The sequence below is a fragment of the Anoxybacillus sp. B2M1 genome (genome assembly GCF_001634265.1).
GTDB lineage: Bacteria > Bacillota > Bacilli > Bacillales > Anoxybacillaceae > Anoxybacteroides > Anoxybacteroides rupiense.
The window spans coordinates 636,334-662,815 of the sequence record NZ_CP015435.1 but is presented as its reverse complement, the minus strand read 5'-3'; the positions used below and the strand labels follow the sequence as shown (position 1 = coordinate 662,815).

Sequence of the window (26,482 nt, the reverse complement as noted above, 5' to 3'; positions counted from 1 at the left end):
CCAAACGTTTCTATGGCTATTCCGTTGACCGAAGAAGCTCAATAAAATGATGAACAATTTTTGCCGTCAGTCCCCAAATGACCTTATCTTCATAATAATAAAAGTATTCATCGATTTGCCGCGGACGCCAACGATAGTTTTTCCCTCCTGGAATTTTATCAAAAGGAAAATTGGCATCGGGACACGCTTGAAGCTGCACATGATAAATCTCTGGCTGCGTCTCATAAAAAAACGACAACGGCACCGTGAAGATTTCGTCCACTTCCGATTCATTCGGCTTTATTAAATGAGGAGAAGCAAGAGTAGCGACAAACGGATAAAGGACCATCCCAAATGGGGAAACCATATAATCAAGCGGAAATACATCATGAATAGCATCTTTTTCGATTCCCAGCTCTTCGCACGTTTCACGGATAGCGGCCGCTTGTTCATTCTCATCGTCATGATCGACCTTGCCCCCTGGAAAACAAATTTCCCCAGGTTGTCGCCGAAGCTGAAGTGAGCGAACCTCAAATAACAGATGAGTGTCTTTCTCTTTTTTTATCAGCGGCAGCAGAATGGCAAATTGGGCGAACTGCTCGATGCCGAGCAGTGACGGAGTTCGCTGCTGCAGCTTTTTGATCTTTCCATCCATTCTCATCCCTCCCTTTTGTCCTATTATAGATAAAAAATGTTTGGATCTTTCTTCTATTTTTGACAGCCGGCTTGTTTAAGAAGATTCGTTCCATTTCAAGCTGTATTTATGAAAAAAATGGATTAATAAACATCACGCTTAACAAAAACGAAAAAAGCGATAAGCAAGGCAGCGATTCCCCATACCGCTAGAACACTCATCGAAAATCCGAGCGTCATTCCATTAATCGGCGGCGCTGTTCCACTAATATAGTCTGTCAGACGCAAATTGACCATAAAAAAATATTTGGCGGATTCCCAAGAAGAAACCATGTTCGCTAAAATAGCGCCAGAAATCAAGGCTGCCAGCATGACTCCCATCACGGCTGCCGTGCTTCTTATTAATACCGATAACATAAATGTCAATGTTCCTACAACAACAGCTACAAACCAAGCAAGTCCTAGCTCCATCAACAAATATTTCCATTGAGAAATTAAGTGGACATTGGCTGTATTCAATTCTTCTCCTTGAATTGTAAACCCTGTCAACAGCGGCAAATTCCATCCGCCATATCCGAATACAGCGCCGGAAATCAGCCATGAGAGACATACAAGTGATAGGACAATAAAGGAGATCGACAATAGCATCGCGATATATTTGCTTAATAGGATTTTCCATCTCTTTATTGGCCTTGTGAGCAATAATTTGATCGTTCCTCCGCTTGCTTCTGAAGAAACTAAATCAGCCACTACGACCATTACCATCAATGGAAGAAACAGATCAATAGCGTTTTCAACAAAGGTGCGCATAAAAGTCGGAGCCCCTGGCGCCGACGGATTAATGTTGTGGTCTAAATAATATTGTTGCTGCTGAAGGCGAATTTGTAAAAACTTGCGCCATTCTTCATCAATGCCGCTTGAATTCAAGCGATTTTGCGTATCAATAATTTGCTGCTGAAGCTGTGTTCGCCAATCGGCCGTGCCGAGCCGTTTTTGCACATCCTGTACATGCTTAAATTGCGCATATGTAAATAAAGCCACAAGAACAGCGGTAATGGCAGCAATAATAAATAACCGCTTTTTACGGATAATTTTTAACATTTCATTATAGACAAGATCAGTCAATCGTCTCTCCTCCTGTCAGCTCAATGAATAAATCCTCTAGTGTCGGCAACTTCGGTTCCATTTGGCTCACCTTAACACCTGCTTGCACTAATCTTTCATTCCATGCTGCCAATTTCTCTTTTTCATAATATGTAATCAATGTATCAGCCTGTGCTGATAAAATCACCGTTTCGCTTTCTAATTGTTTTTTTGCTTGTTCCAGCGGCTCTACCTTCCAAACGACCCGCGCTTGTTCCTTTAATAAACGGTCTACTGTATCGATGCGAATGATGCTTCCTTTTGACAGAATCGCTACCCGATCACACATCAGCTGAATTTCACTCAATAAATGAGAAGAAACAAGCACACTTAACCCTTCTTTTTCGGCTAAAAAACGAATAAACTCCCTCATCTCGCGAATGCCGATCGGATCCAGTCCATTTGTCGGTTCATCTAAAATCAGCACAGATGGCTTTCCTAACAACGCTTGAGCAATACCTAAACGCTGTCTCATCCCTAATGAATAGGTGCGAACGCGGTCATGAATACGGTTCTGCAATCCTACAAGCTTGACTACTTCCGTTATTCGTTCTTTCGAAATATCCGGTAGCATGCGAGCAAAATGTTCTAAATTTTCCCATCCAGTTAAATAAGGGTAAAGTTCAGGGTTTTCTACAATACAGCCAATATGACGGATGGCCTTCGTAAATTGACGCTGAAGATCATATCCACAAATCGTAATTCGGCCTGCTGACGGTTTAATCAAGCCGACAAGCATACGAATCGTCGTCGTTTTTCCCGCTCCATTAGGACCTAAAAAACCAAATACTTCCCCTTTTTTTAACGAAAATGAGAGACCTTTAATAATCGTTTTTCTTCCGATTTTTTTTTGCAAATCTTCAACAACGAGCGTCTGCGTCATTTTTTCCCCTCCTTTGTAAATGTAATCAGCGAAGACAGCCGTTCGCCGATCAGCTTGTACCCTTCCTTATTTGGATGGAATTGATCGCTATAAAGATAATCATTGACACGCAATTCAAATAAATCGTACGTTGGAACAGCAATAATATGAGGATAACGCGCCGCTACTTCGGCTGAATCATAATTCCACTGGCGCACAATCGCTGAAGTAGTTTCCGCATGATCTAGCTGGTTAAACGGATTGTAAAGCCCAATATAAAAAACAACCGCGTTTGGATTCACCGATCGAATCGTTCGGAAAATGGCATCTAAATGCCGCAAATAAACGCTTTTTATTCGGTTGATGTACTCAGCCGAGAGATTCTGTAGCGTCTCTCCTCCTTGAAACAAATCATTGCCACCGATCGTCATAAATACAAAGTCCGCTTGCTTCAATTGGCGCTGTACTTCATTTTGCTGGAGTTGTTGCAGCAGCTGCTCCGACTCCTGTCCTTTGATCGCCAAATTTGTCAGCTGAATCGGTTGCTTCGTTTTCGTCCGCAGCTCGTCCAAAACGTAGCCAACATACCCCTTTCCTGTTTCATCACCTGTTCCCCGGGTTAATGAGTCACCAATCGCCACAATCTGCAAACGGTGGTCCTCATCGGTCGTTTCTTCTGCACGATAATGGGTCGACAGCGAAGCAGTTGGCTGAAAAAATTGGTCGTAAACGGTCAAGCCAAGCCCAAAAAGCCAGCAGCCTCCTGCAATGATAGAAAGAACCGCAATCACTTTTACCATATTCATTTTCCCACGATCATCCTTTCGCAGCACACTGTACTATCATTCATTATAAAATAGAATGCTGCATAATGGAAAAAAAGCGGCGCATCAAGCAGCCGCTTTTATTGATCCAATCGCTTTTGTAAATAATCAATAATTCCCATCGCACAAACACTAGCATCCAGCTCCAGCACAGAGTGTACATGAGCTTGCCGCGGCACATGATGTGCGGCTAAACACGGCTGTACAAGCTCCAACAGGCCTTGAGTCACCGCCTTTGCTTTTTCTTCAAAATCACGGGTGGACTGTTTCTCCATCACGTGTTCTCCTATTTCAATAAATTTTGGCAGCCAATAGCGCAGCTGCTCAAATACAGCTTTCGGATTTTTAGACATGCCAAAATGACCAAAATAAACATAATCGAGTTCTAATGCTTCGAGCCGTTCTGCCGAGGCAAGCATCGCATGGGGATCAAACTGGTTTGGTGAAGTGGAAGGCAAATACAGCTCCAGTCCGTATTCCAGCAGCTGATGGTAAAATACTCCTAACGTATCCCCTGTAAAAATTCCCTTGCTCCGAGAATCATAGATGGAAAAATGGTGGTTCGCATGTCCAGGAGTGTTGAAAAACGTTAAAGTGCGGTGCTCGCTCAGCTGAAGTGTGTCCCCGTCTTCTTTTACTACAATGCGCTCTTCCGGAATCGGGATGATCGGCTCAAACAATTCAGCAAATTTTTCTCCATACACCGCTCTTGCCCCTTGAATTAATCGCGTAGGATCGGCCAAATGGCGCTTTCCTTTCGGATGAACGATAATGTTTGCATGGGGGCATTTTTCTAGCAACAGCCCTGCACCGCCAGCATGGTCCAAATGAATATGCGTAACAATAATATTGCGCACATCAGCGGTATGCAACCCTAAAGCTTCTAGACCTTTTAATAAATGTGGAATCGATGGGCTGGCGCTCGTTTCGATAATCGTCAGCTCTTCTTCATGAAGCACATATGTACCGGTACGCTCAGCCCAGCCGACATCGAATACATCAATTAGCGAAATTCCATTTCCTAAATCCATGATCGTCTGCATACATTCATCTCCCATCCCCTATTGAAGCTTTCTAAATATTTTATCAAAATAAGTGAAGAATCTCTATAAAAAGATATAAAACGGCATTCAATGGCACATTCATCATTCTCTGATCAAGAAATCCCCACCTCTAAGCGAATCAGAGGTGGGGGGAGTGTTCAATCTAGATTGCTATGCTGGCTAAAGGCTTGTTTGTGTTCAACCTGTTTCACTTCTGCATATTGCAGGCAAATGGCATCTAAAATAATATGGATGCACTGGTCAAATAGAGAGCTTAACGGCTGTATGCTTGCTTTTTCATGATCGCGGCGATATTTAGTCGCTGCAGGAACATAAACTATGCAGGAAGCATTTTGAGCAAGCGGGGAGGCTACATCAGTCGTAAAAGCCATCACTGGACAGCCAAGCTGCCTCGCTTTTTCCGCCATCCAAACGGTACTTTTAGTTACACCTGAACCAGACACTGCGATTAATACATCTCCATTCTGTATCGACGGCGTGATCGTCTCCCCGACTACATAAACATCGGCGCCAAGATGCATAAGGCGCATCGCAAACGCTTTGGCCATCAATCCAGAACGTCCTTCTCCTGCCACAAAAACTCGTGTCGCAGAGGAAAGAATCGTTACCACCCGTTCCATGCTAGTCGTTTGAAAATCACAAAGCGCCTGTTCGATCTCTTTCATGATTAATTGAAGGGGATCGTTCATCCATGACTCCTCCTTGCAAAAATCGCTTGTTTCAGTGTTTGGGCCGCCTTCTGTTTATTCTCTGCCTTTGTGATGGCAGAACCGATAATCACGACATAGGGCTGCAGCTGCTTCACCATATCAAGAGAATCAAGGGAAATTCCTCCAGCAATCGCCCATGTCCGTCCTTGCATCTCCTCCAAAAACATAAGGAACCGTGCTGCGTTGAAACCAAAAAGCTCTTGTTCATCCTTGCTTACATGAAGGCAAAAAATCGCTTCCTTATATTCTAGCAATGACGGCAGAAGCGTTTCATGGACATTCAATAAATCAATCATGACTCTTTTCTTTCTCTTTTTTGCTTCATCCAAGCATGTCTTCACGGTAATATTCGGCGCGACTCCCATCGCTGTCATCACGTCAGCTCCCGCTTCAAAGCACATCTGGCATTCATATGCCGCGTTATCCATTGTTTTCATATCCGCCACAAGCAGTTTATTTGGAAACTCTTTTTTCAGCCTTTCAATACTTTGAACACCGTATTCTTTAATTAAAGAGGTGCCGACTTCAATCCAATCAATTTCATGATACACCTCCTCTGTTACATGAATCGCTTCATCCATCGTCATTCGATCAAGCGCAAGCTGAATGTACATCCTCCTTCTCCTTTCCCCATCAAGGCGGCTTTTTCTCCCAGACAATATATGCCAAGTTGTATCCTATATAAGCGCTCTGCTAGAAGATTCACGAATCATCAATGTACACGGGAAAGTGTATAAGTTTGAATCGGGTAATTCCTCGTGATGATGAATTTGCTGCAGCAGCAACTCGGCCGCTTTTTTCCCCATCGCATATGCCGGTTGAGCAATCGTGGTCATTGTCGGTTCAGAAAAACTAGCAAAAGGAATATTGTCAAATACAACGACGGCCACATCATTTGGAACGCGAAGACCGTTTTCTTTTAAAAATTTCATGACTTCAAAAAAGGATAAATCATTCCCCGCTACTAATGCAGTTGGTTTGTCCGGCAATGCAAATAAACGGCTTAATTCGGAAATCATTCGCTGGATTTCTGTTGAAATCATATATTCTTGTTTGATGGGAATGCGATAGTCGTTTAGCGCCTGCTTATAACCGTTCATTCTCTCAATGCGCGGATAAATCGTTAGCGGTGGCGTAATTATGGCAATGTCTCGATGCCCCTTTTCAATCAAATGGGCCACCGCCTGATAGGTTGCCTCCTTATTATTCACAACAATGGTACGGATATTGACTTCTGAAATCTTGCGGTCTACAAATACGACTGGATAACGTTCCTGCTCCATTTGTTTGTACAACTCAAGATTGCCGCCAGTCGGAAAAAGGATTAACCCATCCACTTGTCTTGCTCGCAGCATCTCAATATATTTCCGTTCTTTAACCGGATCGTCGTCTGCATTACAAACAATGGCATGCATATCATGCTCATGACAAAAATCTTCGATGGCTCTGCTAATTTCCGTCGAAAAGCTATGCATAATATTAGCAACAATAATTCCGATCATGGCTGTCCGTTTTTGCTTTAAACTTCTGGCAATATAATTCGGATGATAGCCAAGCCGTTCAATGGCCTCACGAATCTTTTCTTTTGTCTCTTCTCCCATATGCTCATATCGTTTATTTAAAAATTGCGATACCGTGCTTTTTGATACCCCTGCCGCTTTGGCTACATCTGCCATTGTTATTCTTTTCATAACCCCTCTTCCTTTTTATAAACTTCGCTAAATTTCGATTATTTCCATTTTAACAAGAATAAACTGGCCTATCCAGCACATGGGAAGAAAAGCAAATTCTCTTTTCCTCGCTAGCCTTTCAACCGTCTATTTCTGATTATTGTGCCGTCATCGTGCAAATATGCAATTTTTATCGTATAATAATGATAGCCTTTCATTTGTGTGCTTGATGGACCTCCCATTGCTCAGGCACACGTTTCTTTTTTAGGGATTGTTGTCCTTTCACCGCCATCATCGTGAAGATCGCGGCGAAGAACAAAGATCCTGCCATAAAAATATACGAGGCTCCAAATCCTCCCGTGGCCCCATTCAAATAGCCGACAATATAAGAGCCGACGAACGATCCGAGCGCTCCCATACTATTGATTAAGGCCATCGCTCCTCCAGCAACATTGCGAGGCAAGATTTCAGGAATAATCGCAAAAAACGGTCCGTACGGGGCATACATGGCTGCTCCTGCTACTACCAGTAAAAAAAAGGAGATCCAAAAGTGGCTTGTGCCAATCATATAGGAAGCATAAAAGGTAATCGCTCCAACAAGTAGAAACGGCCATACAAATATGGTTCGATTCAACAGTTTGTCAGAGTAGTAGGAAGCGGCGAACATGAAAATAATCGCCAACACATAAGGAACAGATGATAACCAGCCCGTTTTGACAATATCCATATTAGGCGCGGCATGGATAATAGATGGAAGCCACATGACAAATCCGTATACCCCAATGCTCCAAAGCGCATATTGCAAACTCAATAATATGACCGTTTTTGAACGGAATGCCTGACTGTAATTTTTTACAGGCGTTAATTCTTGCTGTTCGCGCTCCAATTGAGCTTGCAGCTGCTGTTTTTCTTCATCCGTCAACCATTTGGCCTCTTTTGGTTCATCATTGACAAGCTTCCACCAAATAAAAGCCCATATGATGGCCGGGACGCCTTCAGCAATAAACATCCAGCGCCAGCCTACTGCTTCAATTAAATACCCTGATAAGATAGACATCCATAGCACTGTTGCAGGATTCCCTAAAATCAAAAAGGTGTTTGCTCGCGAACGCTCCTCCTTCGTAAACCAGTGGCTTAAAAATACAAGCATGGAAGGCATGACAGCGCTTTCTACCACTCCTAATAAAAAGCGAATGATCATAAGCCACTGGATATTACTGACGATGCCAGTGGCACTCGCAAGTCCTCCCCAAAGAATGAGCGACCAAAAAATCAGCTTTTTCGCGCTTTTATTTTCGGCATAATGGGCACCGGGAACCTGAAAGAAAAAATAACCAAGAAAAAATAGCGAGCCGAGCAGTGAAGATGTCGCTGCGGAAATATGTAAATCCTCGGCCAATCCTCCCGCCGCGCCAAATCCATAGTTGGCACGATCCAAATAAGCTAGACTGTACGTAATAAAAACAATCGGAATTAAACGATACCAGCGCGATTTCGCTATTGTACGCTGCATGCCGCATCCTCCCCATTATATTTTTGCATGAAGCTGTCTAACTCTTTTCGATTAGGATAGCCGTCGCTGTCACCTATTGATTGAACAGCTAAAGCTCCGATCGCGTTTCCTCGCATCACCGCTTGGAAAACGGGCATTCCTTCTAAAATCCCGCTGATAAGTCCTACAGCAAAACCATCTCCGGCCCCAACAGTATCTACTACTTTCGATACTCGATATCCCGGAACATATCCCTCCTCATCGCAAGATTTATAAAACGCCCCTTTGCTTCCTAATTTTATAACAACCAGCTTCACTCCTCTTTTTAAATAAAAATCAGCGATATCGCTCGGCTTTGTATAGCCCGTTAGCCATTTTCCCTCTTCGATTCCCGGAAGAACGTAATCACTTTTAAAAGCATATTCATTAACCACTCGAATCATCTCGCCTTTTGTTGTCCATAATGCAGGTCTTAGATTAGGATCGAACGATATCGTTTTTCCTTCTTTTCTCATAAATGATTGCGCGTGCTTGGCAAATTCTCGCATGGAGCTGGAAAGGGCTAAAGGAATCCCTGTCATATGCAGATGTTTAGCGGAACGGAAATAGGCTTCGTCAAAATCAGCCACGCTTAAATGACTGGCGGCTGAATGTTTTCGAAAATATTGTACTTCTGGATCTCCCTCACTTACTTTTGCTTTTAGCTGAAAGCCTGTCGCAAAAGAAGCAGAGATGTGGACCTGCTCAATGTTCACCTGTTCCTGACGTAGCTGCTCGAGAATATAGTTCCCAAACACATCATTTCCGACTTTGCTGACCCACCCGCTTTTTAGTCCTAATCGAGCAAACCCGATGGCCGTATTGACCTCCGCCCCGGCAAGCGCTCGCTGAAAGCGGCTCACCTGCTGAAGCGATCCAGGCTCCTCCGCAACAAACATCACCATCGCTTCTCCAAACGTGACAACATCCATCCTCTCTCCCCTTTCTCATCCTCTTGATTCTGCGATTTTCGTATTTTTGTTAAAGATCCGTCCAAACCATATAAAGGCAGCTTGAAAATCGAAGAAAAGATCGCTGAAAAATCGATGATCAGTCAGAGACAAATCTCATAAGTTTGCTTTCATCATGCAGACATGTGATAAGAGTCCAAATACTGCTGTTGTTTGAACGCGGGCCATTGAATTCCATATCCATCCCTTATATTTATAGCTCGTGTGTCATCATGAAAGAGAGCCACCCCCCCGAAAAAATTGAAACTTTTCTCGCTTTCAAACGTCTCCTCTTCGTTTAAGGCTTGTAAATCGGTTTTGTAAATCGGTTTACAAGAATTATAACATTTACGTAAGCGTTTTCTCAAGTAATTTTTAAAATTTTTAGACTTTTCATGAAAGACAAGCTAAGATTTCAGCCATTTCCCTGCTCTCTCTTATTCCTTTTTAAAAATAAAAAAGCAGGCAAAAATCGCCTGCTTTTCTCCATAATTTATGCACCCGTGAACTACCCACTATCTACACTTCGCTTAGAGGAGGGGCTTCATGTTCGCTGAACGATAAGCCCCACACAAGGACCCTTTACGCTTCCCTTCGTTCTAAAGGGGTCCGTTTGAACGATAAAGTATCCTATCCGTTGGCCATCGCCAACCGAAATTCATTCTCCCCCCTACTCACTGGGCTATCGCCCTTCACGTTCCTTAAAGATGGGAGACTTCTTTTGGAAATTTATTAAAACTTTCCTTGATATTGTTCAAGTTCCCATGCATGCACAGCTGTGCGGTAGCTATTCCATTCCTCATTTTTCATGGCTACATATTCATCAAATACGTGATTACCTAGCGTTTGGCGTCCAATCGTACCATTTACAAATTCAGACACAGCGTCTCCTAAGCTTGCTGGAAGATTTTCAATACCAAGCTCTTCCCGACGCTCTTCTGTCATATGGAAAATGTCCTCATCAATCGGAGCTGGCGCTTTCAGCACTTTTTCAATACCATCAAGTCCAGCTGCCGCAATCACAGCAAACGCTAAATAAGGGTTGGCCGCTGGATCTGGACAGCGAAGCTCTACACGTGTCGCTACACCGCGTTTAGCCGGGATCCGGATAAGCGCCGAACGGTTGGATGCTGACCAAGCAATATAGCATGGTGCCTCATATCCCGGAACAAGACGTTTATAGGAATTGACAAGTGGGTTTGTGACCGCTGCAAAACTTTTCACATTTTTTAATAAACCAGCGATAAATTGATATGCTGTTTCTGAAAGCTGATTTTCATCACTCGGGTCAAAGAATGCATTTTCTCCATCTTTAAATAATGACATATTGACGTGCATTCCTGATCCGTTAATGCCGAAGACAGGCTTTGGCATGAAAGTAGCATGCAATCCATATTTGCTTGCAATCGTTTTCACTACCCATTTATAAGTTGTAGCATTGTCAGCAGAGCCTAATGCATCCGCGTATTTAAAGTTAATTTCATGCTGTCCTTCGGCCACCTCATGATGTGAGGCTTCGATTTTGAAGCCCATCGCTTTTAATGCTCGATAAATCTCAAGACGAACGCGTTCCCCAAGATCTTTTGGCGATGGTTCAAAATAACCGCCATTATCTTGTGTTTGTGTCGTTGGATTTCCGTGTTCATCCGTTTTGAATAAGAAAAATTCTAATTCCGGACCGACAGAAATCGTATACCCTTGCTGCGCCGCACGTTCGACTGTTTTCTTTAATACGTTACGAGGATCTCCTTCAAATCGCGTTGCATCTGGGTTCATTACAGAGCAAAGAAAACGTGCCTCCGAATATCCCTCTTCTACCGTCCAAGGCAAAACAGCAAATGTGTTAAGATCTGGAAGAAGATACAAATCTGATTTGTTTATAGGCGAAAATCCTTTAATGGAGGAGCCGTCAAACATGATTTTTCCATTGACCACATCATCCAATTGCTCAACCGTAACCGTCACATGCTTTAAAATTCCTTCAATATCTACAAATTGCAAATGTAAAAGCTCTACATGTTTTTGTTGAATCGTCTCTTTAATTTGTTCAAGAACTGCCGTATCATTGTTCACTTGCGAAACTAACACCTTAGACATGTTACATAACCTCACATTCGTGCGTATAGTTTTCTAACATGATTTTATTATATTGAAACATTCCCGTTTTGACAATCACTTTTTTTATAAATCTTTCTGTATTTTTATAATTTTTTAAGAAAGCGTTTTCTTGATCAGCTGTTTTTATATGCTTGAAAGATTGTAGCCAAGTGCAATAACCTTTCATTTTTTTGTATATTCATTCATTCTTCCTATTATAAAAGCCAACCTTTTGAGTAAAAGGTTGGCTTTGAAGATAAACAGAAGATCTCCTTTTTTTCGACGATCAGATGTCTCGGTCACACCCAAGCATGACCGAGAATCAAACAATCAACCGTTTTCAGACACATCACTTGGTCTGAAAGACGACTGTTGCAGGGAGTTCCTTGTCCGCTCATATGCGGGGAAATATTGACACATTCCATTGGATTAAGATCGTTACATTGAGTGACGCCGCTAAAATGGGAAGGCACTCCCTTCGATATACATAGGCTTTCCCCAAACAGAGGGATGAATTTATCTCCAACATTTATCCATCACAGGCTACGAAGCCAAATGATCCGATATTAGTCTCTTTTTATGATTGCGGATGGCCCACCAAACCGAAAACACCCAGCCGGCAATAATGATGCTATAAACTACCATATACAAATTTTCCGCTACATTCCAAGAGTGAAGCAATGTGCGTGCATTCGTTAACACAATTAATCCTCCGACAAGCACGCCAAGCAAATGGGAAGGCATGATTCTAACAATCCAAGCAGCAATCGGTGCTGCGATAATTCCTCCTAGCATGAGCGTACCGACCCAAAACCAGTTCACTTCCTCCCATCCTAAAGAAATGAAAAATCCAAGCGTAGCAGACACGGCTACCGCAAACTCTGATGTATCAACAGTTCCCACGACTTTGCGGGCTTCTACTCCTTTTTTCGCTAAAAGGACAGGTGTTGCGATCGGACCCCATCCTCCGCCGCCGGTTGCGTCAAAAAAACCAGCTAACAGTCCGAGCGGAACCAGCTGTTTATTTGACATCTTTTGTACTCGTTCCGTTTCTTGAGACGACTGAAGAAATAAAAAGCGATAGATAATATAAAGTCCAAGAATTAATAAAAAAGTAGAAATGTACGGTTTAATTAAATCTCCAGGCAGATGACTTAAAAAGCAGGCGCCAACAAATGCACCAATCGATCCCGGAATAATCAGTTTTAACACCATATCGCGGTCTACGTTTCCAAATTTTAAATGAGAAGCTCCAGAAGCGGCGGTTGTCACTACCTCAGCTAAATGTACAGATGCCGAAGCAACAGCCGGCGCAATTCCAAAAGCAAGAAGCAGTGTTGTCGAAGTCACCCCATAAGCCATCCCAAGTGAGCCATCAATCAGTTGGGCGATAAACCCAACCATGATAAATACAATCAGCTTTTTCATGATCTTCAACCTCCCCCTAATCTTTGCAAAATCATTTATTTCATGTGTCGATGTCTATCTTTTGCTCAGAAAAGCGTTCTTAAGTTTTCCTGCATCCCTCCCTTTGATAGACAAAAAAAGACACTTTATTGTCGGATATGCATTCCCCAACCATAAAGTGCCTTCAGTTTGTCTGATCAGCATTTACCTGTTTGAATTTTTTCATTATTTAATACATTAATACCAAGTATTCCTACTTGTCAAGTGTGTTTTATCATTCATTTTTTATCTTCTCCATACGATTTCGTCTTCCGCTTCATTCTATATGCTCGCTTAATCACTTGCATCTAATGAAATACACCTTAAAGATGGAGCGGCCACCTTTTGAGGAGTGGACAGATCAGGGGACAATCTGTGGATTGGCTTTCACCACACATTCGCACGACAAAAAGCGAACAACCAGCCATTTCCAGATGATTTTAGTTATCAGGAAGCGGAGTTGTTCGATCACCCTACCGTCGAAATCAGTTATAGCCTAAACAACTGTTGATGCATCCAGTTGTATCTATATCGTTTATACGGCACTGCTCCTACGTTTTCCGTATTATTCTTAAATGGACGGCCTCGTTTCATGAGCTTACGAATGTTTTCATCACCCGTTGATGTGACAAGAGCCACTTTTCCCTTTACGCATTCCTCTTTTTTGGACGATGCTGGCGCCATGAACCCGATTCAATCAAAGGAAGGTGGAGTGCCTTGTCAGGATGGTAGACGTACACATATCCCTCTATCTCCTGAGTACAGTCTCTAATCCATACGCGCTCGTATTCGTTATCGTTTCTTCCTTCCTCATAATCCTCCAGCTCATCCATCCTTCGAATTCCATCTATCGTTATAGTCAGCCATTCACCAACTACTTCCCCCTCCTGATCCAGTACAAGGGCCGGATATGATCCGACATCATACAATTTTCCCTTTACTTTTCCCGGCTTCACGTTTTGCAAATAAGGAGCCGCAATTTCATGATTCACTTCACCTGTTAATAACGTTCCATATACAAACACTCGACACGTTTGTTCCTTCATTCCTCTCTCCCTACCTTATTATCAAAGTAAACGGCTAAATATAAAAAAGAGCTGGCCGCTCGAGCCAGCTTTACTCCTTCCATTTTATGCTGCAGCCGATGCTTGGCTTTTGCTGTTCAGACACGGGCTGATTAGCTAGGAGGGCATCTAAGGCCTCCCGAATAGAAGCACCGGTAACAGGAATGCCATTATTCGGTCTTGAGTCATCCAATTGGCCGCGATACACACATTTTAATTCGTTATCAAAAATATAAAAATCTGGCGTGCATGCCGCTTGATATGCTTTCGCTACCTCTTGCGTTTCATCAAACAAGTAAGGGAACGGATATCCTAACTCTTCAGCGACTTTTTTCATATTTTCCGGAGAATCATCCGGATATTTCTCGGCGTCATTCGAGTTGATGGCAACAAACGACACCCCTTTTGGCTGATAATCGTGGGCGAGACGGATCAATTCATGCTGCACATGCTTAACAAACGGGCAATGGTTGCAAATAAACATGATGACAGTCGCTGCATCAGATTTCACATCCTCCAACCGCACGATCTTGCCATCAATCGCATTGACAAGAGCAAAAGACGGCGCTTGCTTTCCTAATGGAAACATTGCTGATTCAACCGCAGGCATATTTCCACATCCTCTCTGCAATGTCGTATTTTTCTTCGATTATAACAGACTTCTTTTTTCCCTACAAATCCTGTGCCTATAAAAACATCCACAGCTGGAAGAACGATGTGATTTGCCTTTCCGTCATACAGAATGCGCAACGAAAGAAGGAACACGCCTCCTTTCAGACCCATTCCTGATTCTGTGCAGCGACGTTGTTCAACCGCTCCACTACGGACAAACTGCCAACATTCCCACAAATATGAACATGCCAAACTAAATCCCTATAAACGCATAAACAAGCACATGCATATACTATGGATGCACTTCATTTTTATTAGAAAGGAGGAGAAGCATGTCGTTTATTTATTTGCATAAAAAAGCCACGCCGCCTGCTGATCCAAGCAGCTCTGCTACCTTTCCTGTTTTTCATCATCGGCGTCCTCAAACTGAAGAGTTGTTGAATGAACAGCAGCAATTTCATGAGCATTTGTCCGCTTCCATGGAGCAACTTCAGCACTCTTTTTCCTTGCAACAGCAACAGCATGAACATTTATATGCCCAATGGCAAGAAATGAGCGAAAACGATCAAACCGTAAAGAAAGCGATTCTTGATTCCCTTTCTGTTCAGGAAAACACAATGAAAAGACTGGCTCAACAAATCGCCTTTCAAGACGAGCTGTATCAAGGATTGAGCGCACGCTTGGAGGGACAAGAAAAGCTATATCAAAAGTTAGCAGAAAAGCTGGAGCTTCAAGGTGTGTTTCATGACACGGTCATCAAACGATTAGAAGCCCAAGAAGCATCGCAATATAAAATAATGAGACAGCTCGATACTATCAAAGAGATTATTTTTGAGCGATGCACACATATCGTGGAAACCATTAAGCAGACGATTTCATCCATATTCACGAGAAATTCTCAACAGCCAAGCCAAACCGAGACCTCCGAAAAAGAGCTGATGCACATGTGATCCTTTGCATTCAGCAAAGGATCTTTTTTCATAGAAAAACACCATGCGTTTGTCATCAAAACAAGTAGACTTTCTATCAGCAAACAAGCATAATAGAAAATGCAGAAAGTTGAAATAGAAATTGTTGATATACATACAGAACAAAGAACGGAGCAGATACAAAATATTTTCTAATGGACAAAGGTAGTGATTCACGCGCTCACGCGACAGAAGAATAGCGAGCTGCCTTCCAAATTGGTTCGTTGATCGGAAAGCAGTGCCGTCCAGACAAAAACTCAAAAGATAGCACGAACCCTACCGAAAGGCACAAACAATAAAAAAGACTCCGTTTCATCTATCCTGCAAAAATTCCTTTCATCAGCGCAAGTAAAGGAAGCAAATTCAACAAATAAGGTTTTCGTCCTTCCGATGGTGATCACATTTTTTGTCATGGATGTCTATATCATAGCTTGACAGACAAGGAGGAAAAAATGATGCACATTGTTTCAATCAATATCGGGATGCCGCAAACGGTGACAATTGACGGAAAGCCCCTGACTACCGGAATTTATAAACAGCCAGTGAACGGGTTCGTCACTGTCACAAAAACCCATTGTATTGGCGATGGACAAGCGGATCTTATTCACCATGGGGGGCCGGATAAAGCGATTTGTGCTTATGCGTCTGAACATTTTTCGTTTTGGGAGCAAGTCTATCACCGCTCATTCACCCCAGGTGCATTTGGGGAAAATTTGACTCTCTTTGGATTGACGGAAAACCAAGTCTGCATCGGCGATGTATATGAGGTCGGTACAGCGGTCATCCAAGTTTCACAGCCGCGTCAGCCGTGTTTTAAATTAGCTAAACGCCACGGGTTAAAGGATCTGCCGCTCAAAGTTCAAGAAACCGGCTACACAGGCTTTTATTTTCGCGTGCTTCAAGAAGGTTCCATACAGAAAGGTGATCCTCTCACATTAATCGATCGGAGCCCGCTTGCTCTCTCTATTCATGATGTGAATACTATTTATTATATCGATAAAGCGAATGTAGCGGCTATGAAAACCATTGTTGCCGAGCCTGCCTTATCGGAAGATTGGCGCCAATCATTCATCAAACGAATGGAGAGGTGATAAAAGTCTTGCACGGATATGCCGTGCAAGACTTTTATATGGCGTCCTTTTTAAATTGTCGATAATACAGCTCACTGTAAAATCCTTTTTCCTTCAGAAGGGAATCATGCGTTCCTTGTTCCACCACGGTTCCTTCACGCAAAACAAGAATGCGATCAGCTTGTTGAATCGTATTGAGCCGATGGGCGATAACAAAGCAGGTTCGCTTCTCCATCAAACGCTCAAGCGCCTCTTGAATCATCAGTTCCGTCATTGTGTCAATATTGCTTGTCGCTTCATCCAAAATTAAAATAGACGGTTTCGCGATCATTGCCCTAGCAATTGCCAGCAATTGCTTTTGTCCTTGACTAATACCGCTGCCGTCCGGCTGTAAAACGGTATCATAGCCTTTTGGCAATTTTGTAATAAACGAATGCGCATTCGCCCACTTAGCCGCTTCCACCACTTCTTCATCTGTTGCCTCCAGTCTGCCATAACGAATATTCTCGCGAATCGTTCCTTGAAACAAAAAAGGGTCTTGCAATACAAACGCCATCTGGCTGCGAAGACTGGACCGCTTCACTCGCCGAGTATCTATCCCATCAATCAAAATTTGTCCATGATCCGGATCATAAAATCGCATAAGAAGCTGAATAATCGTGGTTTTTCCGACACCCGTCGGTCCAACAAGCGCTACCGTCTCGCCTTCTGTTACTGAAAAATTGACATTTTGAATCGCTTTTCGTTTTTGATCATATGAAAAAGACACATTGCGAAATTCAACATTTCCGCGCACAGCAGGCAAATCAATCGCTTCTGCTTCATCATCCTCTTCCTTGTCTTGGTCAATAATTTCAAACACCCGCTCAGCACCAGCCAATGCAGATAGAAATGTATTCCATTGATTGGCAAGATCATTGAGCGGACGTGTAAATTGTCTGGCATATTCTGAAAAAATCACAATCGTTCCGATTGAAATCATTCCTTTAAATGCGAAAATTCCTCCGACACCCGCAATTAAGGCAAAACTCATATTATTTAGCACGTTCATAAGTTTGGGAATAAAACCTGAATAGGTTTGCGCCCAAAATCCTGATTGCTTGAGCTGTTCACTTTTTTCTAAAAACTGAGCAATCATCTTTTTTTCTTGGGAAAATAACTTAACGACTTTTTGTCCAGAAATCACTTCTTCAATAAATCCGTTCAACTCTCCTAAATTTCTCTGCTGCTCTTTAAACCTCATTTGTGTTCGATTCGTAATCCATTTCATAGATCCATACATAATCGGCACAATCAACAGCGTTACCGCTGTCAAGAGAGGACTTAACAGGAGCATCACCACCACCGCTCCGATAAGCGTAAGAGTACTTGAAATCACTTGGATAACCGTACTGTTGAACGTTTGGCTCATATTGTCAATATCGTTCGTCAATCGGCTCATTAGCTCCCCCGATTGCCTTTGATTGAAAAAAGAGATAGGAAGCTGATGAAATTGTCCAAATAATTCAGTGCGAATTGCGTAAATCGTCTTTTGCGCAATCCCAATCATCCAGTAGCTTTGTAAAAAGCTTGATAACGACAAAGCGAGATAAATAAGCAAAAGAGCAACAACAACCATCCAAAAGCCATCTGTACGCTTGGCGATAATATATGTATCGACAGCTCTCCCCACGATATATGGGCCAAGAAGACTGAGACCAGAGCTAATCATCACCATTACGATGACAACTGCTAGGCGTCCCTTTTGATGCTCGAGAAAGCCCCATATGCGCCGCAGCGTTTGAGCATTTTCTTTCACGCTCCGCTTATTTTCTTTGACTCCCATCATTCTATGTGGTGCTCTTAACATCGCTAATTCCCTTCTTTCCAAGCTGTGATTCAACAAGCTTAGAGTATAACCCATTCGTTCGTAACAAATATTCATGCGTTCCATGCGCCAGCAATTTTCCGTCTTTAAGCAAAATAATCGTATCTGCCTCCATGGCGGTTGATATTTTTTGAGTGACAATGAGAGTTGTGCATGAATAGGATTTTAATCCCTGTAACAACTGAGCTTCTGTTTGAACATCCAATGCGCTTGTACTGTCATCTAACAAAAGAATTTTGGGATGGCGTACAAGTACTCGAGCGATAGAAATACGCTGTTTTTGTCCTCCCGACAGAGTCACCCCTTTTTGTCCGACCATCGTATCATACCCTTCGGGAAAACTCATAATGGTATCATGAATTTGGGCGTTTTTCGCGGCTTGTATCATCTCTTCTTCTGTCACATTGTCCATTCCAAAGCAAATGTTATCGCGAATCGTTCCCGAAAATAACAAAATATCCTGCGGTACAAAGCCGATAGCTGTGCGCAAGCGTTCTTGTCTTATTTGCCGAATGTCGATTCCGTCCACTTTAATAGTTCCGTCCGTAGCATCATATAGCCGAGGAATCAGCTGAAGCAACGAAGACTTGCCAGAACCAGTCTCTCCCAAAATCGCTACCGTTTCATGTGCACCGATAGAAAACGAAATGTCGCGCAATACATCGACATCGGTTTCCGGATATCGAAACGAAACGTTCTCGAATTGAATGCTTCCTGTTTCAACAGGCTGTTCGTCTCGTTTGTCCTTATCGAGCATATCAACCGGCGCTGTCAGTATATTGGCAATACGCTGCCCTGATGCCTTGGCACGAGAAAACGCTGTCGTTACAAAAGTAAAGAGCGATAAAGCAGCCGTCATACGTGTCGTGTAATTAATCACCGCTACGACTTCCCCTGCTGTTGCACTGCCTGTATGAATTTCCACTCGTCCGATGAGTAAAATGATAACGATTGCCACATTCATCACCAACAGCAAAACAGGAGTGATCGTTTCTATAAGTCGCAAAACGGTCATGGTCCGCGTCATAAGCGCTTGATTCGTTTCGGTAAATCTTCTTTTCTCATAAAGGCTGCGCCCCCATGCCTTAATCAGTCTTATACCGGCGATATTTTCGCTCATAATGCTGTTGACACGGTCCAATATGCGCTGCACCTTTGTAAAAAATTGAGCGGCTTTGTTCATCATAAAAAGTAAAAAAGCGAGCGACGCCGGTACGACAATGAGCAAAATAAGAGCAAGCTTCACATGGACAAACAGCGCCATGACTACACCAAAAATAATCAAGAGTGGCGCCCTAAGCATCACTCGCAAGCTCATAAATACCATATTTTGCATTTGGGATACATCATTCGTCATCCTCGTAATTAAAGAAGCCGGTGGAAATTGGGAAAAATGAAATAACGAAAACGACTGAACCTTTTGAAAGAGCGCATTTCGCAACGCAAATCCGTACTGTTGTCCAACGTAAGCGGCAGCAAACGAATTGGCAATACCAGACAGAAAAGCAAGAAGAGAGGTCGCAACCATCACAGCGCCCCATTTCCAAATGACATGCAAGTCATTTTTCATCACTCCATTATCAATAATTTTTTCCATTAATAACGGATGCCACAGTTCCACAAACAATTCAATCAACATGAGCATCCAGGCTATTATCATCCATTTTCTGTATGGTTTTAAATAGGATAATACATAGCGCATTGTTTTTCCCCACCCTTCGTTGTGTCTTTTATTTTAACTTGCATGGTGGAGGTTTTACAATTTTTTTGATACGTCGGTGTATCAACCGACTGACTATACATTCAAGAGTAAACATTTCACCACTTATCCTCCCAAACTAAAAAACTTCCAGATCCGCGACCTCTTTATAAAAAATATATATAAGACGAATCTCAGACATGGAGGAAAAATTCCTATGACATAAAAAAATGGTTTCTCTTCGTGATGGGAGTGAATGTGAAATTCTGAAGGTCGCCACAACTAGTCTTATAAATAGGTTTTCAATTTGTTGTTCGGCGCTCGGTCGCGCTTTGACGTGTACGAGGTCAATCAATAGTCTTCGACCGTAGTTCTTACAGCTCCCATGCGTTTCATCTTTCTTCTATATTTATCCAGTATATAAAACATTGTATCTAACATTATGGGCTTATCTTGATCCATAGCATTCTTCACTTTTTAGAAATTACTAACCATAAAACCATTTTTACGAATACATGTCTCTCATTAATAATCCTATGATGAACATATCAGAAGAGAAGTGAAAAGAAGCAGAAAGAAATAGCGGCAGTAAACGATTTATGAGGCAATATTCCAGCAGTGAGACGTACAACAATCATCATCCAGTAAATATAATTATAATTTAGACAAAAAAAAAGTTTCAACAAAAAGTATGAAACTCATGCAACGCTTATCTAACAGCGCCACAACAATTAAAAAAGCAGCGGCAGCTATTCAAAAACAAGGAATGACAACAAAAAACAAGACAAACTTATCATTTATGCAATCTTTTTTATCCTTGCTTTTCAGTGATTTCGCCGTGTGCAGCAACATCTATTAATCAATCCGTCGAGGCTTCGCCAATCGTCATGGAAAGCATACACACGTCATTTGCCGGGCGGTTCTCGCATATATGCTTATCAACAAGCAGTCGCAAAAATTGTTGATCAGATAAAGAACGATGTTCTTTCAAATCATGAAGAATGTGAATCATACTGGATAATGGGGACTGGTCGATTTCCCCTAGAATTCCATCTGTATATAAAAAAAGCCTTACCTGTTGATTATAATGAATCACTTCTTTTTTAAACGGAACAGAAAATGGACTGCCGATCGCCCATCCTCCTTGATCCATCTCAATAATTTCATTATTAGTTAATAAAAACCCGGAAGGATGGCCTGCATTTATATATTCAATTTGTTGCTTTTTTGTATCGATTACAGCATAAATCATTGAAAACAGTGAGGACATTTCTCTAGAGCTCTCGGGGAATAGGGTTTGTACATATTTTTCAAGCTCCGTCGCTACACAAGCGGGATCAGTAACACGAAGGATGAGCTCTCTTAATTGTGAGCGCAATAACATAATGATTAGAGAAGAGGAAAGTCCGCGGCACATAATGTCGATTATTATAACCCCAAAGCGAACCTCATCAATTCGATAGCAAGCATACATATCCCCAGATAATTCCTCCGATGGAATATAAACCGCATCCATCGTTATATCCTTCGTTTGAATCGGAGAAGTGAATATGCTTTGCTGAATGTTTTTGATCAGCTCTGAATTCTTTTGCTGCTCTCGTTCTTTTTGTTTGACCTTTGTTACATCCCTGATCGTCATGACATAACCTGTCGTTTCTCCAACCGAGTCCGTGACTGGAACGACTGAAAAAACAACATTCATCATCGTTGTATCTTTTTTTCTTGCTTCGCATTCCAAATCTAAAAGCCCCTCACTCCCTGTCTGACGAATCATTTTAGCCAGATCAAACAAATGGTATGAAAATAATGAAAGTAAAGGCCGGCCAATGATCTCTTCTTTTTTCCATCCGAATAATAATTCTGCTGCTTCGCTCCAATGCTTGATCGTCATATCCTTATACAATGTAACGACAGCCATCATTGGTATTTTATAAATAGCGTTCAATACGTTTTCGATTTCCAATATGTCAGAAAACTTCCATATGAATAAATTGTTTTGGCCATGATGATCTGCTAAACCATAGACGGTTAAACGTCTTAAAAGGAGCCCGTCTTGCAATTGATACGAATGAACATTTCCGTCCCAATAGCCCTCCTTTAAAACATTCTCCCAAATGAGATGATAGGTGGAAATACTATATTGCGTAAACAATAGATGAACAGGCTGGCCAATCAATTGCTGCTGGCGATAGCCAATGGAGGCTAGCAGTATTTCATTCACAGCAACAATTCTAGCATCACGATTGGTAATGATGATTCCTTCCTGCCTATGAAAAATTTCTTCACTTTTCGACACATATACATGTTCTTTTTTCATTTAAAATCCGCCCTTTTCTATAATTTTTAGATAAAGCGTTATTTTATTCATTCTACAAATTTCTTGTTGTTTCCTTCTAAAAAATATATAAAATCAAAATGATAAGAGGATCACCCGATATGATCTATAGAATTCGGGCGGAAAAAATGGACATCTCAAAAGGCAAGTCTAAGGACTTGCCTTTGAACACCAAATCAATAAAAACCCTCTGTCCCTATGAGGTCCAGAGAGATTGCACGCTATATTCGCATTAAGCGCATTGAATTGAAAAGCACGATGAATGTTGCTCCCATATCTGCAAAAATCGCCATCCACAATGTAAGCCATCCAGGAACGATCAAAATTAAGGCTAAAAGCTTTAAAGATAAAGCTAAAACAATATTTTCTTTAATCATTCGCAGCGCTTTACGGCTTAGGCGAATGACATAAGGTAGTTGGCGAAGATCATCTCCCATTAACACAATATCCGCCGTTTCCAGAGCCACATCGGTTCCCCCTGTTCCCATCGCCACTCCAACATTGGCTGCTGCTAATGCTGGGGCATCATTAACTCCATCACCGATCATCGCCACTCGACCATATTTCTCTCTCATTTCTTTCATCACGCGAAGCTTATCTTCAGGAAGCAATTCTGCTTGTATTTCTGTGAGGCCAATTGAGCGGCCAACATATTCAGCCGTCACCCGATGATCTCCTGTGACTACTGTCAGCTGTTTTATTTTTTCTTTGCAAAGCTCTTGAATGGTATCGGCTGCATATTCACGAACTTGGTCAGAAACAGCCGCCACCCCTAGCAACTGATGCTCACTTCCCAGCACGACCACCGTATTTCCTGCCTGTTGAAGCTGCTGAATGGTAGCGTGAACTTCCTTCGATAACAGGTATTCTGAAAACAAAGCCGGGCTTCCAATATAATAGGTGATTCCGTCGACGGATGCAGAAGCTCCCTTTCCTGTAATCGAATAAAAATTCGTCACTTGACGCTCAGTGAATACAACACCTCGCTCTTGTGCTTTTCGCACAATGGCTGAAGCAATAGGGTGCTGAGAATATTTTTCAATCGCAGCCGCAATCTGAAGCCATTCTTCTTCCGTGACATGATTAGAAAATAAACGAATAGCTGCGACTTCTGGCGTTCCTTTTGTCAAAGTTCCCGTTTTATCAAAAGCGATAGCTGTGATTTTTCCCATTTCTTCCAAATAAATTCCGCCTTTAATAAGAATCCCGCGCCGTGCGGCATGACCGATAGCTGTGACAATAGCGACAGGAGTACTGATGACAAGCGCACATGGACAACCGACCACCAATACAGCTAATCCACGATAAACCCATGCTTCCCAACTTTCTTCGAACAGAAGAGGCGGCATCACAGCAACAATAAAAGCGATCAGCATAATCAGCGGAGTATAATAGCGGGCGAAGCGATCGACCAATTGTTGAGCAGGAGCCCGCTCGGCTTGAGCTTCTTCGACAAGATCAATCATTTTCGCCAGCATAGATTCGCTGCGTTTTTTCGTAACTTTGACCTCTAATGCCCCTTCCTCATTAATAGTTCCAGCATACACCTCGTCATTCACACTTTTATAAACAGGCATTGATTCTCCTGTAATGGTCGCTTCATTAACGGCTGAGGCCCCATGCACAACAATGCCGTCTGCCGCAATCTTTTGTCCTGGCTTGACAATCATAATATCTCCAATTTCCAGCTCATCAACATCGACTTCATATTCCTGATTCCCTTTGCGAACCATCGCCTTTTTTGGTGCAGCATCAATCAAGTACTGAATTGAACGACGAGATCGATCCATTGCATAGCGTTCCAGCGCTTCACTGATAGCAAACAAAAGTACAACAACGGCTCCTTCTTTCCACTCTCCGATAAACGCTGCCCCGATGATTGCAATCGTCATCAGTGTTTTCATATCAAAGCGGAAATGCCATAAATTTAGCAATCCCACTCGAAGCAAATCATAACCGCCCACAGCAATTGCTAAGGCAAATGCTCCAATCGCAAGCCATTCGCTTTCTTCCATCCATAAAGAGGCAGCATATCCCATCATAAGAAAGCATGCAGAAATCAATGCCAACACAGTCGCCCGTGTTTGCCAAAATTCCGGTGCCGATGACTGCGTTTGGGCGTGCTCTGGAATGAGACGAATTCCGTCAAAGGCTCCCGCTTTCTCCAACTCTGCAATCGAGGCCTCACCAATAACGGTCAGTTTGGCGGCTCCAAAATTCACATGTGCCTCTTTTACCGTCGCAATTGCTTTGACGTTTTGTTCAAATTTTGCTGCACAATTAGCACAGGAAAGTCCTTGAAGACGATATACATGTCTATTTTCCATCTCCTTCCTCCTCCCCTACATGCATAAGAGCCATCGATATCAATTGATAAAGGTGCTCACCTTTAACGAATGGCTCTGTTTTCTTTTAATGTTGATTTTTGACCAGAATAAAACTGCTCACTAAAAAAGCGGCTAATTCAAACCGATTACTTGCCCTTGATTCACATTGTAAACAACCCTCTACCAATTACATTTGCTGATATTGGTTGAATCCCAATCTCTCTTGCCCATATGGATAGCTGACCCATATGATGAATTTCATGTGCAATTACATGGCGTAATATTTCACCTTTTGTATAACGCCCTTCAGTCCATGGAACAGTCACAATTTCGTTTTCTAAATCATTTGACCACGCATCAAGGAACGACTTTGTCTCTTGCACCCAAGAATCTGAAAGTTTCTTTACTTGTTCCAGTGTTTTATAGTTCTCATATTGGACTTGGATATCTGGTTTACCTTGTATTCCACGAATCCAGCTATATTCTACGTCTGAAATATGGAAAAGTGTATAAAGAATGCTGCCTACTCCACCAATTCGATTACGCAACAATTCTTCATTTGGGACTTGCTTGCATAGTTCAAACCATTCATCTCTTACCATCCAGTTATAATAAAACAGTTTTATCAACGTATTCGCTCCCTATCAGCAATGTAGTCGTTTTTCACGAAGAAAATGATCTCTGTCTTAGTTTGGAATTTGTTTCTTTTACAGTAAACAGGCAAGAATTGACCAACATGTTCTTCCTGTTTGACGTTGTGTTTTCATTTTCCTTACTGTCTAAATAACGAAACCAAGCCAGGTAATGCTGCAAATACTTAAGTTGCGACACCCATTAAAGCGGTCCATCCATTTCTTCAAGCGGCTGTGGTAACTAATGTGGTTTAAACATAGCCTAACGAATAAAACACAAGCTTTCCTTCTTTTCGGTGCTTAGCAAGCCCCATATCACGAAGAACGCGCAAATGATGCGAGGCTGTTGCTACGGTCGCGTCAATTATAGGAACAACATCGCAAACACATAATTCTTTCTCCAATGTAAGCGCATAAGGAATTTTTAAACGAGTGGCATCCGATAAAGCTTTAAACAGCTGTTCGACTCCTTCAATCTTGTCCATTTGTCCCTTTACAGCTGCTACTTTTTTCTCATCAAAGCAAAACACTTCACATATGTCGCGAACCATTTTATCCTCTCATTCAAATGTTCATTTGAATATAGTATATATAATAGGCAAACAATCGGTCCATTCATTTTGCTTTTTATTTCTCTCCCGCTTACATGGCGTTTCAAAGTGGAAAACTTCTTAGTGGATATGTTAAACAAAAATCAATAAAAACAAGGCGCTATGACCTTGTTTGTTTTTTGCTCATTGAACAAAGATTAAGCGCATTCATAGCTAGATGACGCGCTGATCACTGAAAATCATTGCTTCTGCTTGCCCTAAGCGACTATGCGGATAACAAGCCAATCCGCCCATTTGAAGAAAATAAAACGAAGGCCAATCCGCAGACTTGCCTTCGTTTTACAAACGTGTGACGAGAGTTTGAGCCATGCCGCTTCCAGATCCGTTCATAAACCTACGCCCGTCGATCCTTATTTCTTTGCTCTTCTCAGTTTAGCCAATCGTTTTT

At 42.2% G+C, this 26,482-nt stretch carries 22 protein-coding genes and 1 pseudogene; 2 read left to right on the top strand and 21 right to left on the bottom strand.

What is annotated here, in order from left to right:
* Positions 1-16: 16 nt before the first annotated feature.
* From GFC28_RS03240 to GFC28_RS03170, 14 genes are all read right to left on the bottom strand, one after another.
* Positions 17-640 (bottom strand): NUDIX hydrolase, encoded by a 624-nt coding sequence (locus tag GFC28_RS03240; RefSeq protein WP_369818746.1) that lies wholly within the window; start codon positions 638-640, stop codon positions 17-19.
* A 116-nt stretch (positions 641-756) separates the two neighbouring features.
* Positions 757-1,737, bottom strand: coding sequence for an ABC transporter permease (locus tag GFC28_RS03235; protein WP_044741609.1), 981 nt, complete (start codon positions 1,735-1,737; stop codon positions 757-759).
* Positions 1,730-2,638 carry an ABC transporter ATP-binding protein gene (locus tag GFC28_RS03230; protein ID WP_044741610.1) on the bottom strand — a complete coding sequence of 303 codons (909 nt, stop codon included), beginning with the start codon at positions 2,636-2,638 and terminating at the stop codon, positions 1,730-1,732. Before GFC28_RS03230 ends, GFC28_RS03235 begins: the two co-directional genes overlap by 8 nt.
* A complete protein-coding gene (locus tag GFC28_RS03225) occupies positions 2,635-3,423 on the bottom strand; it encodes a GDSL-type esterase/lipase family protein (protein ID WP_044741611.1) in 789 nt (262 codons plus the stop codon). Before GFC28_RS03225 ends, GFC28_RS03230 begins: the two co-directional genes overlap by 4 nt.
* Before the next feature lie 98 nt (positions 3,424-3,521).
* A complete protein-coding gene (locus tag GFC28_RS03220) occupies positions 3,522-4,484 on the bottom strand; it encodes an MBL fold metallo-hydrolase (RefSeq protein ID WP_044741612.1) in 963 nt (320 codons plus the stop codon).
* A 158-nt stretch (positions 4,485-4,642) separates the two neighbouring features.
* Positions 4,643-5,194: a 6-phospho-3-hexuloisomerase gene (hxlB, locus tag GFC28_RS03215; protein ID WP_052660896.1), complete on the bottom strand. Its 552-nt coding sequence runs from the start codon at positions 5,192-5,194 to the stop codon at positions 4,643-4,645.
* Entirely contained in the window at positions 5,191-5,829 is a 639-nt protein-coding gene (hxlA, locus tag GFC28_RS03210) for a 3-hexulose-6-phosphate synthase (RefSeq protein ID WP_044741613.1), read from the bottom strand. Before hxlA ends, hxlB begins: the two co-directional genes overlap by 4 nt.
* 63 nt (positions 5,830-5,892) lie before the next feature.
* Entirely contained in the window at positions 5,893-6,906 is a 1,014-nt protein-coding gene (locus GFC28_RS03205; protein WP_044741614.1) for a LacI family DNA-binding transcriptional regulator, read from the bottom strand.
* A gap of 193 nt (positions 6,907-7,099) precedes the next feature.
* Positions 7,100-8,398 (bottom strand): MFS transporter, encoded by a 1,299-nt coding sequence (locus GFC28_RS03200; RefSeq protein ID WP_044741615.1) that lies wholly within the window; start codon positions 8,396-8,398, stop codon positions 7,100-7,102.
* Positions 8,383-9,348, bottom strand: a complete 966-nt coding sequence (locus GFC28_RS03195; RefSeq protein WP_044741616.1) for a sugar kinase — start codon at positions 9,346-9,348, stop codon at positions 8,383-8,385. The genes GFC28_RS03200 and GFC28_RS03195 overlap by 16 nt, the downstream gene beginning before the upstream one ends.
* A 750-nt stretch (positions 9,349-10,098) precedes the next feature.
* Complete coding sequence (gene glnA, locus GFC28_RS03190) at positions 10,099-11,463, bottom strand: type I glutamate--ammonia ligase (protein WP_044741617.1); 1,365 nt, start codon at positions 11,461-11,463, stop codon at positions 10,099-10,101.
* Positions 11,464-12,006: 543 nt separating this feature from the next.
* A complete protein-coding gene (locus tag GFC28_RS03180) occupies positions 12,007-12,891 on the bottom strand; it encodes a sulfite exporter TauE/SafE family protein (protein ID WP_044741619.1) in 885 nt (294 codons plus the stop codon).
* 665 nt (positions 12,892-13,556) lie between these two features.
* Positions 13,557-13,955, bottom strand: coding sequence for a gamma-glutamylcyclotransferase family protein (locus GFC28_RS03175; protein ID WP_044741620.1), 399 nt, complete (start codon positions 13,953-13,955; stop codon positions 13,557-13,559).
* 70 nt (positions 13,956-14,025) lie between these two features.
* Complete coding sequence (locus GFC28_RS03170) at positions 14,026-14,583, bottom strand: thioredoxin family protein (protein WP_044741621.1); 558 nt, start codon at positions 14,581-14,583, stop codon at positions 14,026-14,028.
* Positions 14,584-14,917: 334 nt separating this feature from the next.
* On the opposite strand from GFC28_RS03170, the gene GFC28_RS03165 reads away from it, so the two are divergent.
* Together GFC28_RS03165 and GFC28_RS03160 are read left to right on the top strand one after the other, a co-directional pair.
* Positions 14,918-15,535: a hypothetical protein gene (locus tag GFC28_RS03165; protein ID WP_052660897.1), complete on the top strand. Its 618-nt coding sequence runs from the start codon at positions 14,918-14,920 to the stop codon at positions 15,533-15,535.
* Positions 15,536-16,008: 473 nt separating this feature from the next.
* Positions 16,009-16,644 (top strand): MOSC domain-containing protein, encoded by a 636-nt coding sequence (locus tag GFC28_RS03160; RefSeq protein ID WP_044741622.1) that lies wholly within the window; start codon positions 16,009-16,011, stop codon positions 16,642-16,644.
* 34 nt (positions 16,645-16,678) lie between these two features.
* Here GFC28_RS03160 and GFC28_RS03155 read toward each other — a convergent pair whose 3' ends face one another.
* From GFC28_RS03155 to GFC28_RS03130, 7 genes and pseudogenes are all read right to left on the bottom strand, one after another.
* Complete coding sequence (locus GFC28_RS03155; RefSeq protein WP_231883469.1) at positions 16,679-18,451, bottom strand: ABC transporter ATP-binding protein; 1,773 nt, start codon at positions 18,449-18,451, stop codon at positions 16,679-16,681.
* Between the two features lies 1 nt (position 18,452).
* Positions 18,453-20,192, bottom strand: a complete 1,740-nt coding sequence (locus GFC28_RS03150; RefSeq protein ID WP_044741624.1) for an ABC transporter ATP-binding protein — start codon at positions 20,190-20,192, stop codon at positions 18,453-18,455.
* An 856-nt stretch (positions 20,193-21,048) separates the two neighbouring features.
* Positions 21,049-22,506 carry a SpoIIE family protein phosphatase gene (locus tag GFC28_RS03145; protein WP_044741625.1) on the bottom strand — a complete coding sequence of 486 codons (1,458 nt, stop codon included), beginning with the start codon at positions 22,504-22,506 and terminating at the stop codon, positions 21,049-21,051.
* A gap of 239 nt (positions 22,507-22,745) precedes the next feature.
* Positions 22,746-24,851, bottom strand: a complete 2,106-nt coding sequence (locus GFC28_RS03140; protein ID WP_044741626.1) for a heavy metal translocating P-type ATPase — start codon at positions 24,849-24,851, stop codon at positions 22,746-22,748.
* A 161-nt stretch (positions 24,852-25,012) separates the two neighbouring features.
* Positions 25,013-25,480 (bottom strand): DinB family protein, encoded by a 468-nt coding sequence (locus GFC28_RS03135; RefSeq protein ID WP_044741627.1) that lies wholly within the window; start codon positions 25,478-25,480, stop codon positions 25,013-25,015.
* Between the two features lie 34 nt (positions 25,481-25,514).
* Positions 25,515-25,726: pseudogene (locus tag GFC28_RS20205) on the bottom strand (IS1595 family transposase); the annotation flags it as partial.
* A gap of 8 nt (positions 25,727-25,734) precedes the next feature.
* Positions 25,735-26,034 carry an ArsR/SmtB family transcription factor gene (locus tag GFC28_RS03130; protein ID WP_044741628.1) on the bottom strand — a complete coding sequence of 100 codons (300 nt, stop codon included), beginning with the start codon at positions 26,032-26,034 and terminating at the stop codon, positions 25,735-25,737.
* Positions 26,035-26,482 lie beyond the last annotated feature (448 nt).

Excerpts from the sequence above, each read along its gene's own strand:
- GFC28_RS03230 (WP_044741610.1), bottom strand. The coding sequence starts at position 2,638 with ATGACGCAGACGCTCGTTGTTGAAGATTTGCAAAAAAAAATCGGAAGA.
- GFC28_RS03160 (WP_044741622.1), top strand. The coding sequence starts at position 16,009 with ATGCACATTGTTTCAATCAATATCGGGATGCCGCAAACGGTGACAATT.
- GFC28_RS03155 (WP_231883469.1), bottom strand. The coding sequence starts at position 18,451 with ATGATGGGAGTCAAAGAAAATAAGCGGAGCGTGAAAGAAAATGCTCAA.
- GFC28_RS03225 (WP_044741611.1), bottom strand. The coding sequence starts at position 3,423 with ATGAATATGGTAAAAGTGATTGCGGTTCTTTCTATCATTGCAGGAGGC.
- GFC28_RS03170 (WP_044741621.1), bottom strand. The coding sequence starts at position 14,583 with ATGCCTGCGGTTGAATCAGCAATGTTTCCATTAGGAAAGCAAGCGCCG.
- hxlB (WP_052660896.1), bottom strand. The coding sequence starts at position 5,194 with ATGAACGATCCCCTTCAATTAATCATGAAAGAGATCGAACAGGCGCTT.
- GFC28_RS03200 (WP_044741615.1), bottom strand. The coding sequence starts at position 8,398 with ATGCAGCGTACAATAGCGAAATCGCGCTGGTATCGTTTAATTCCGATT.
- GFC28_RS03240 (WP_369818746.1), bottom strand. The coding sequence starts at position 640 with ATGAGAATGGATGGAAAGATCAAAAAGCTGCAGCAGCGAACTCCGTCA.
- GFC28_RS03145 (WP_044741625.1), bottom strand. The coding sequence starts at position 22,506 with ATGAAAAAAGAACATGTATATGTGTCGAAAAGTGAAGAAATTTTTCAT.
- GFC28_RS03165 (WP_052660897.1), top strand. The coding sequence starts at position 14,918 with ATGTCGTTTATTTATTTGCATAAAAAAGCCACGCCGCCTGCTGATCCA.
- GFC28_RS03175 (WP_044741620.1), bottom strand. The coding sequence starts at position 13,955 with ATGAAGGAACAAACGTGTCGAGTGTTTGTATATGGAACGTTATTAACA.
- GFC28_RS03130 (WP_044741628.1), bottom strand. The coding sequence starts at position 26,034 with ATGGTTCGCGACATATGTGAAGTGTTTTGCTTTGATGAGAAAAAAGTA.
- GFC28_RS03150 (WP_044741624.1), bottom strand. The coding sequence starts at position 20,192 with ATGCGCTATGTATTATCCTATTTAAAACCATACAGAAAATGGATGATA.
- GFC28_RS03195 (WP_044741616.1), bottom strand. The coding sequence starts at position 9,348 with ATGGATGTTGTCACGTTTGGAGAAGCGATGGTGATGTTTGTTGCGGAG.
- GFC28_RS03205 (WP_044741614.1), bottom strand. The coding sequence starts at position 6,906 with ATGAAAAGAATAACAATGGCAGATGTAGCCAAAGCGGCAGGGGTATCA.
- hxlA (WP_044741613.1), bottom strand. The coding sequence starts at position 5,829 with ATGTACATTCAGCTTGCGCTTGATCGAATGACGATGGATGAAGCGATT.
- GFC28_RS03220 (WP_044741612.1), bottom strand. The coding sequence starts at position 4,484 with ATGCAGACGATCATGGATTTAGGAAATGGAATTTCGCTAATTGATGTA.
- GFC28_RS03180 (WP_044741619.1), bottom strand. The coding sequence starts at position 12,891 with ATGAAAAAGCTGATTGTATTTATCATGGTTGGGTTTATCGCCCAACTG.
- glnA (WP_044741617.1), bottom strand. The coding sequence starts at position 11,463 with ATGTCTAAGGTGTTAGTTTCGCAAGTGAACAATGATACGGCAGTTCTT.
- GFC28_RS03140 (WP_044741626.1), bottom strand. The coding sequence starts at position 24,851 with ATGGAAAATAGACATGTATATCGTCTTCAAGGACTTTCCTGTGCTAAT.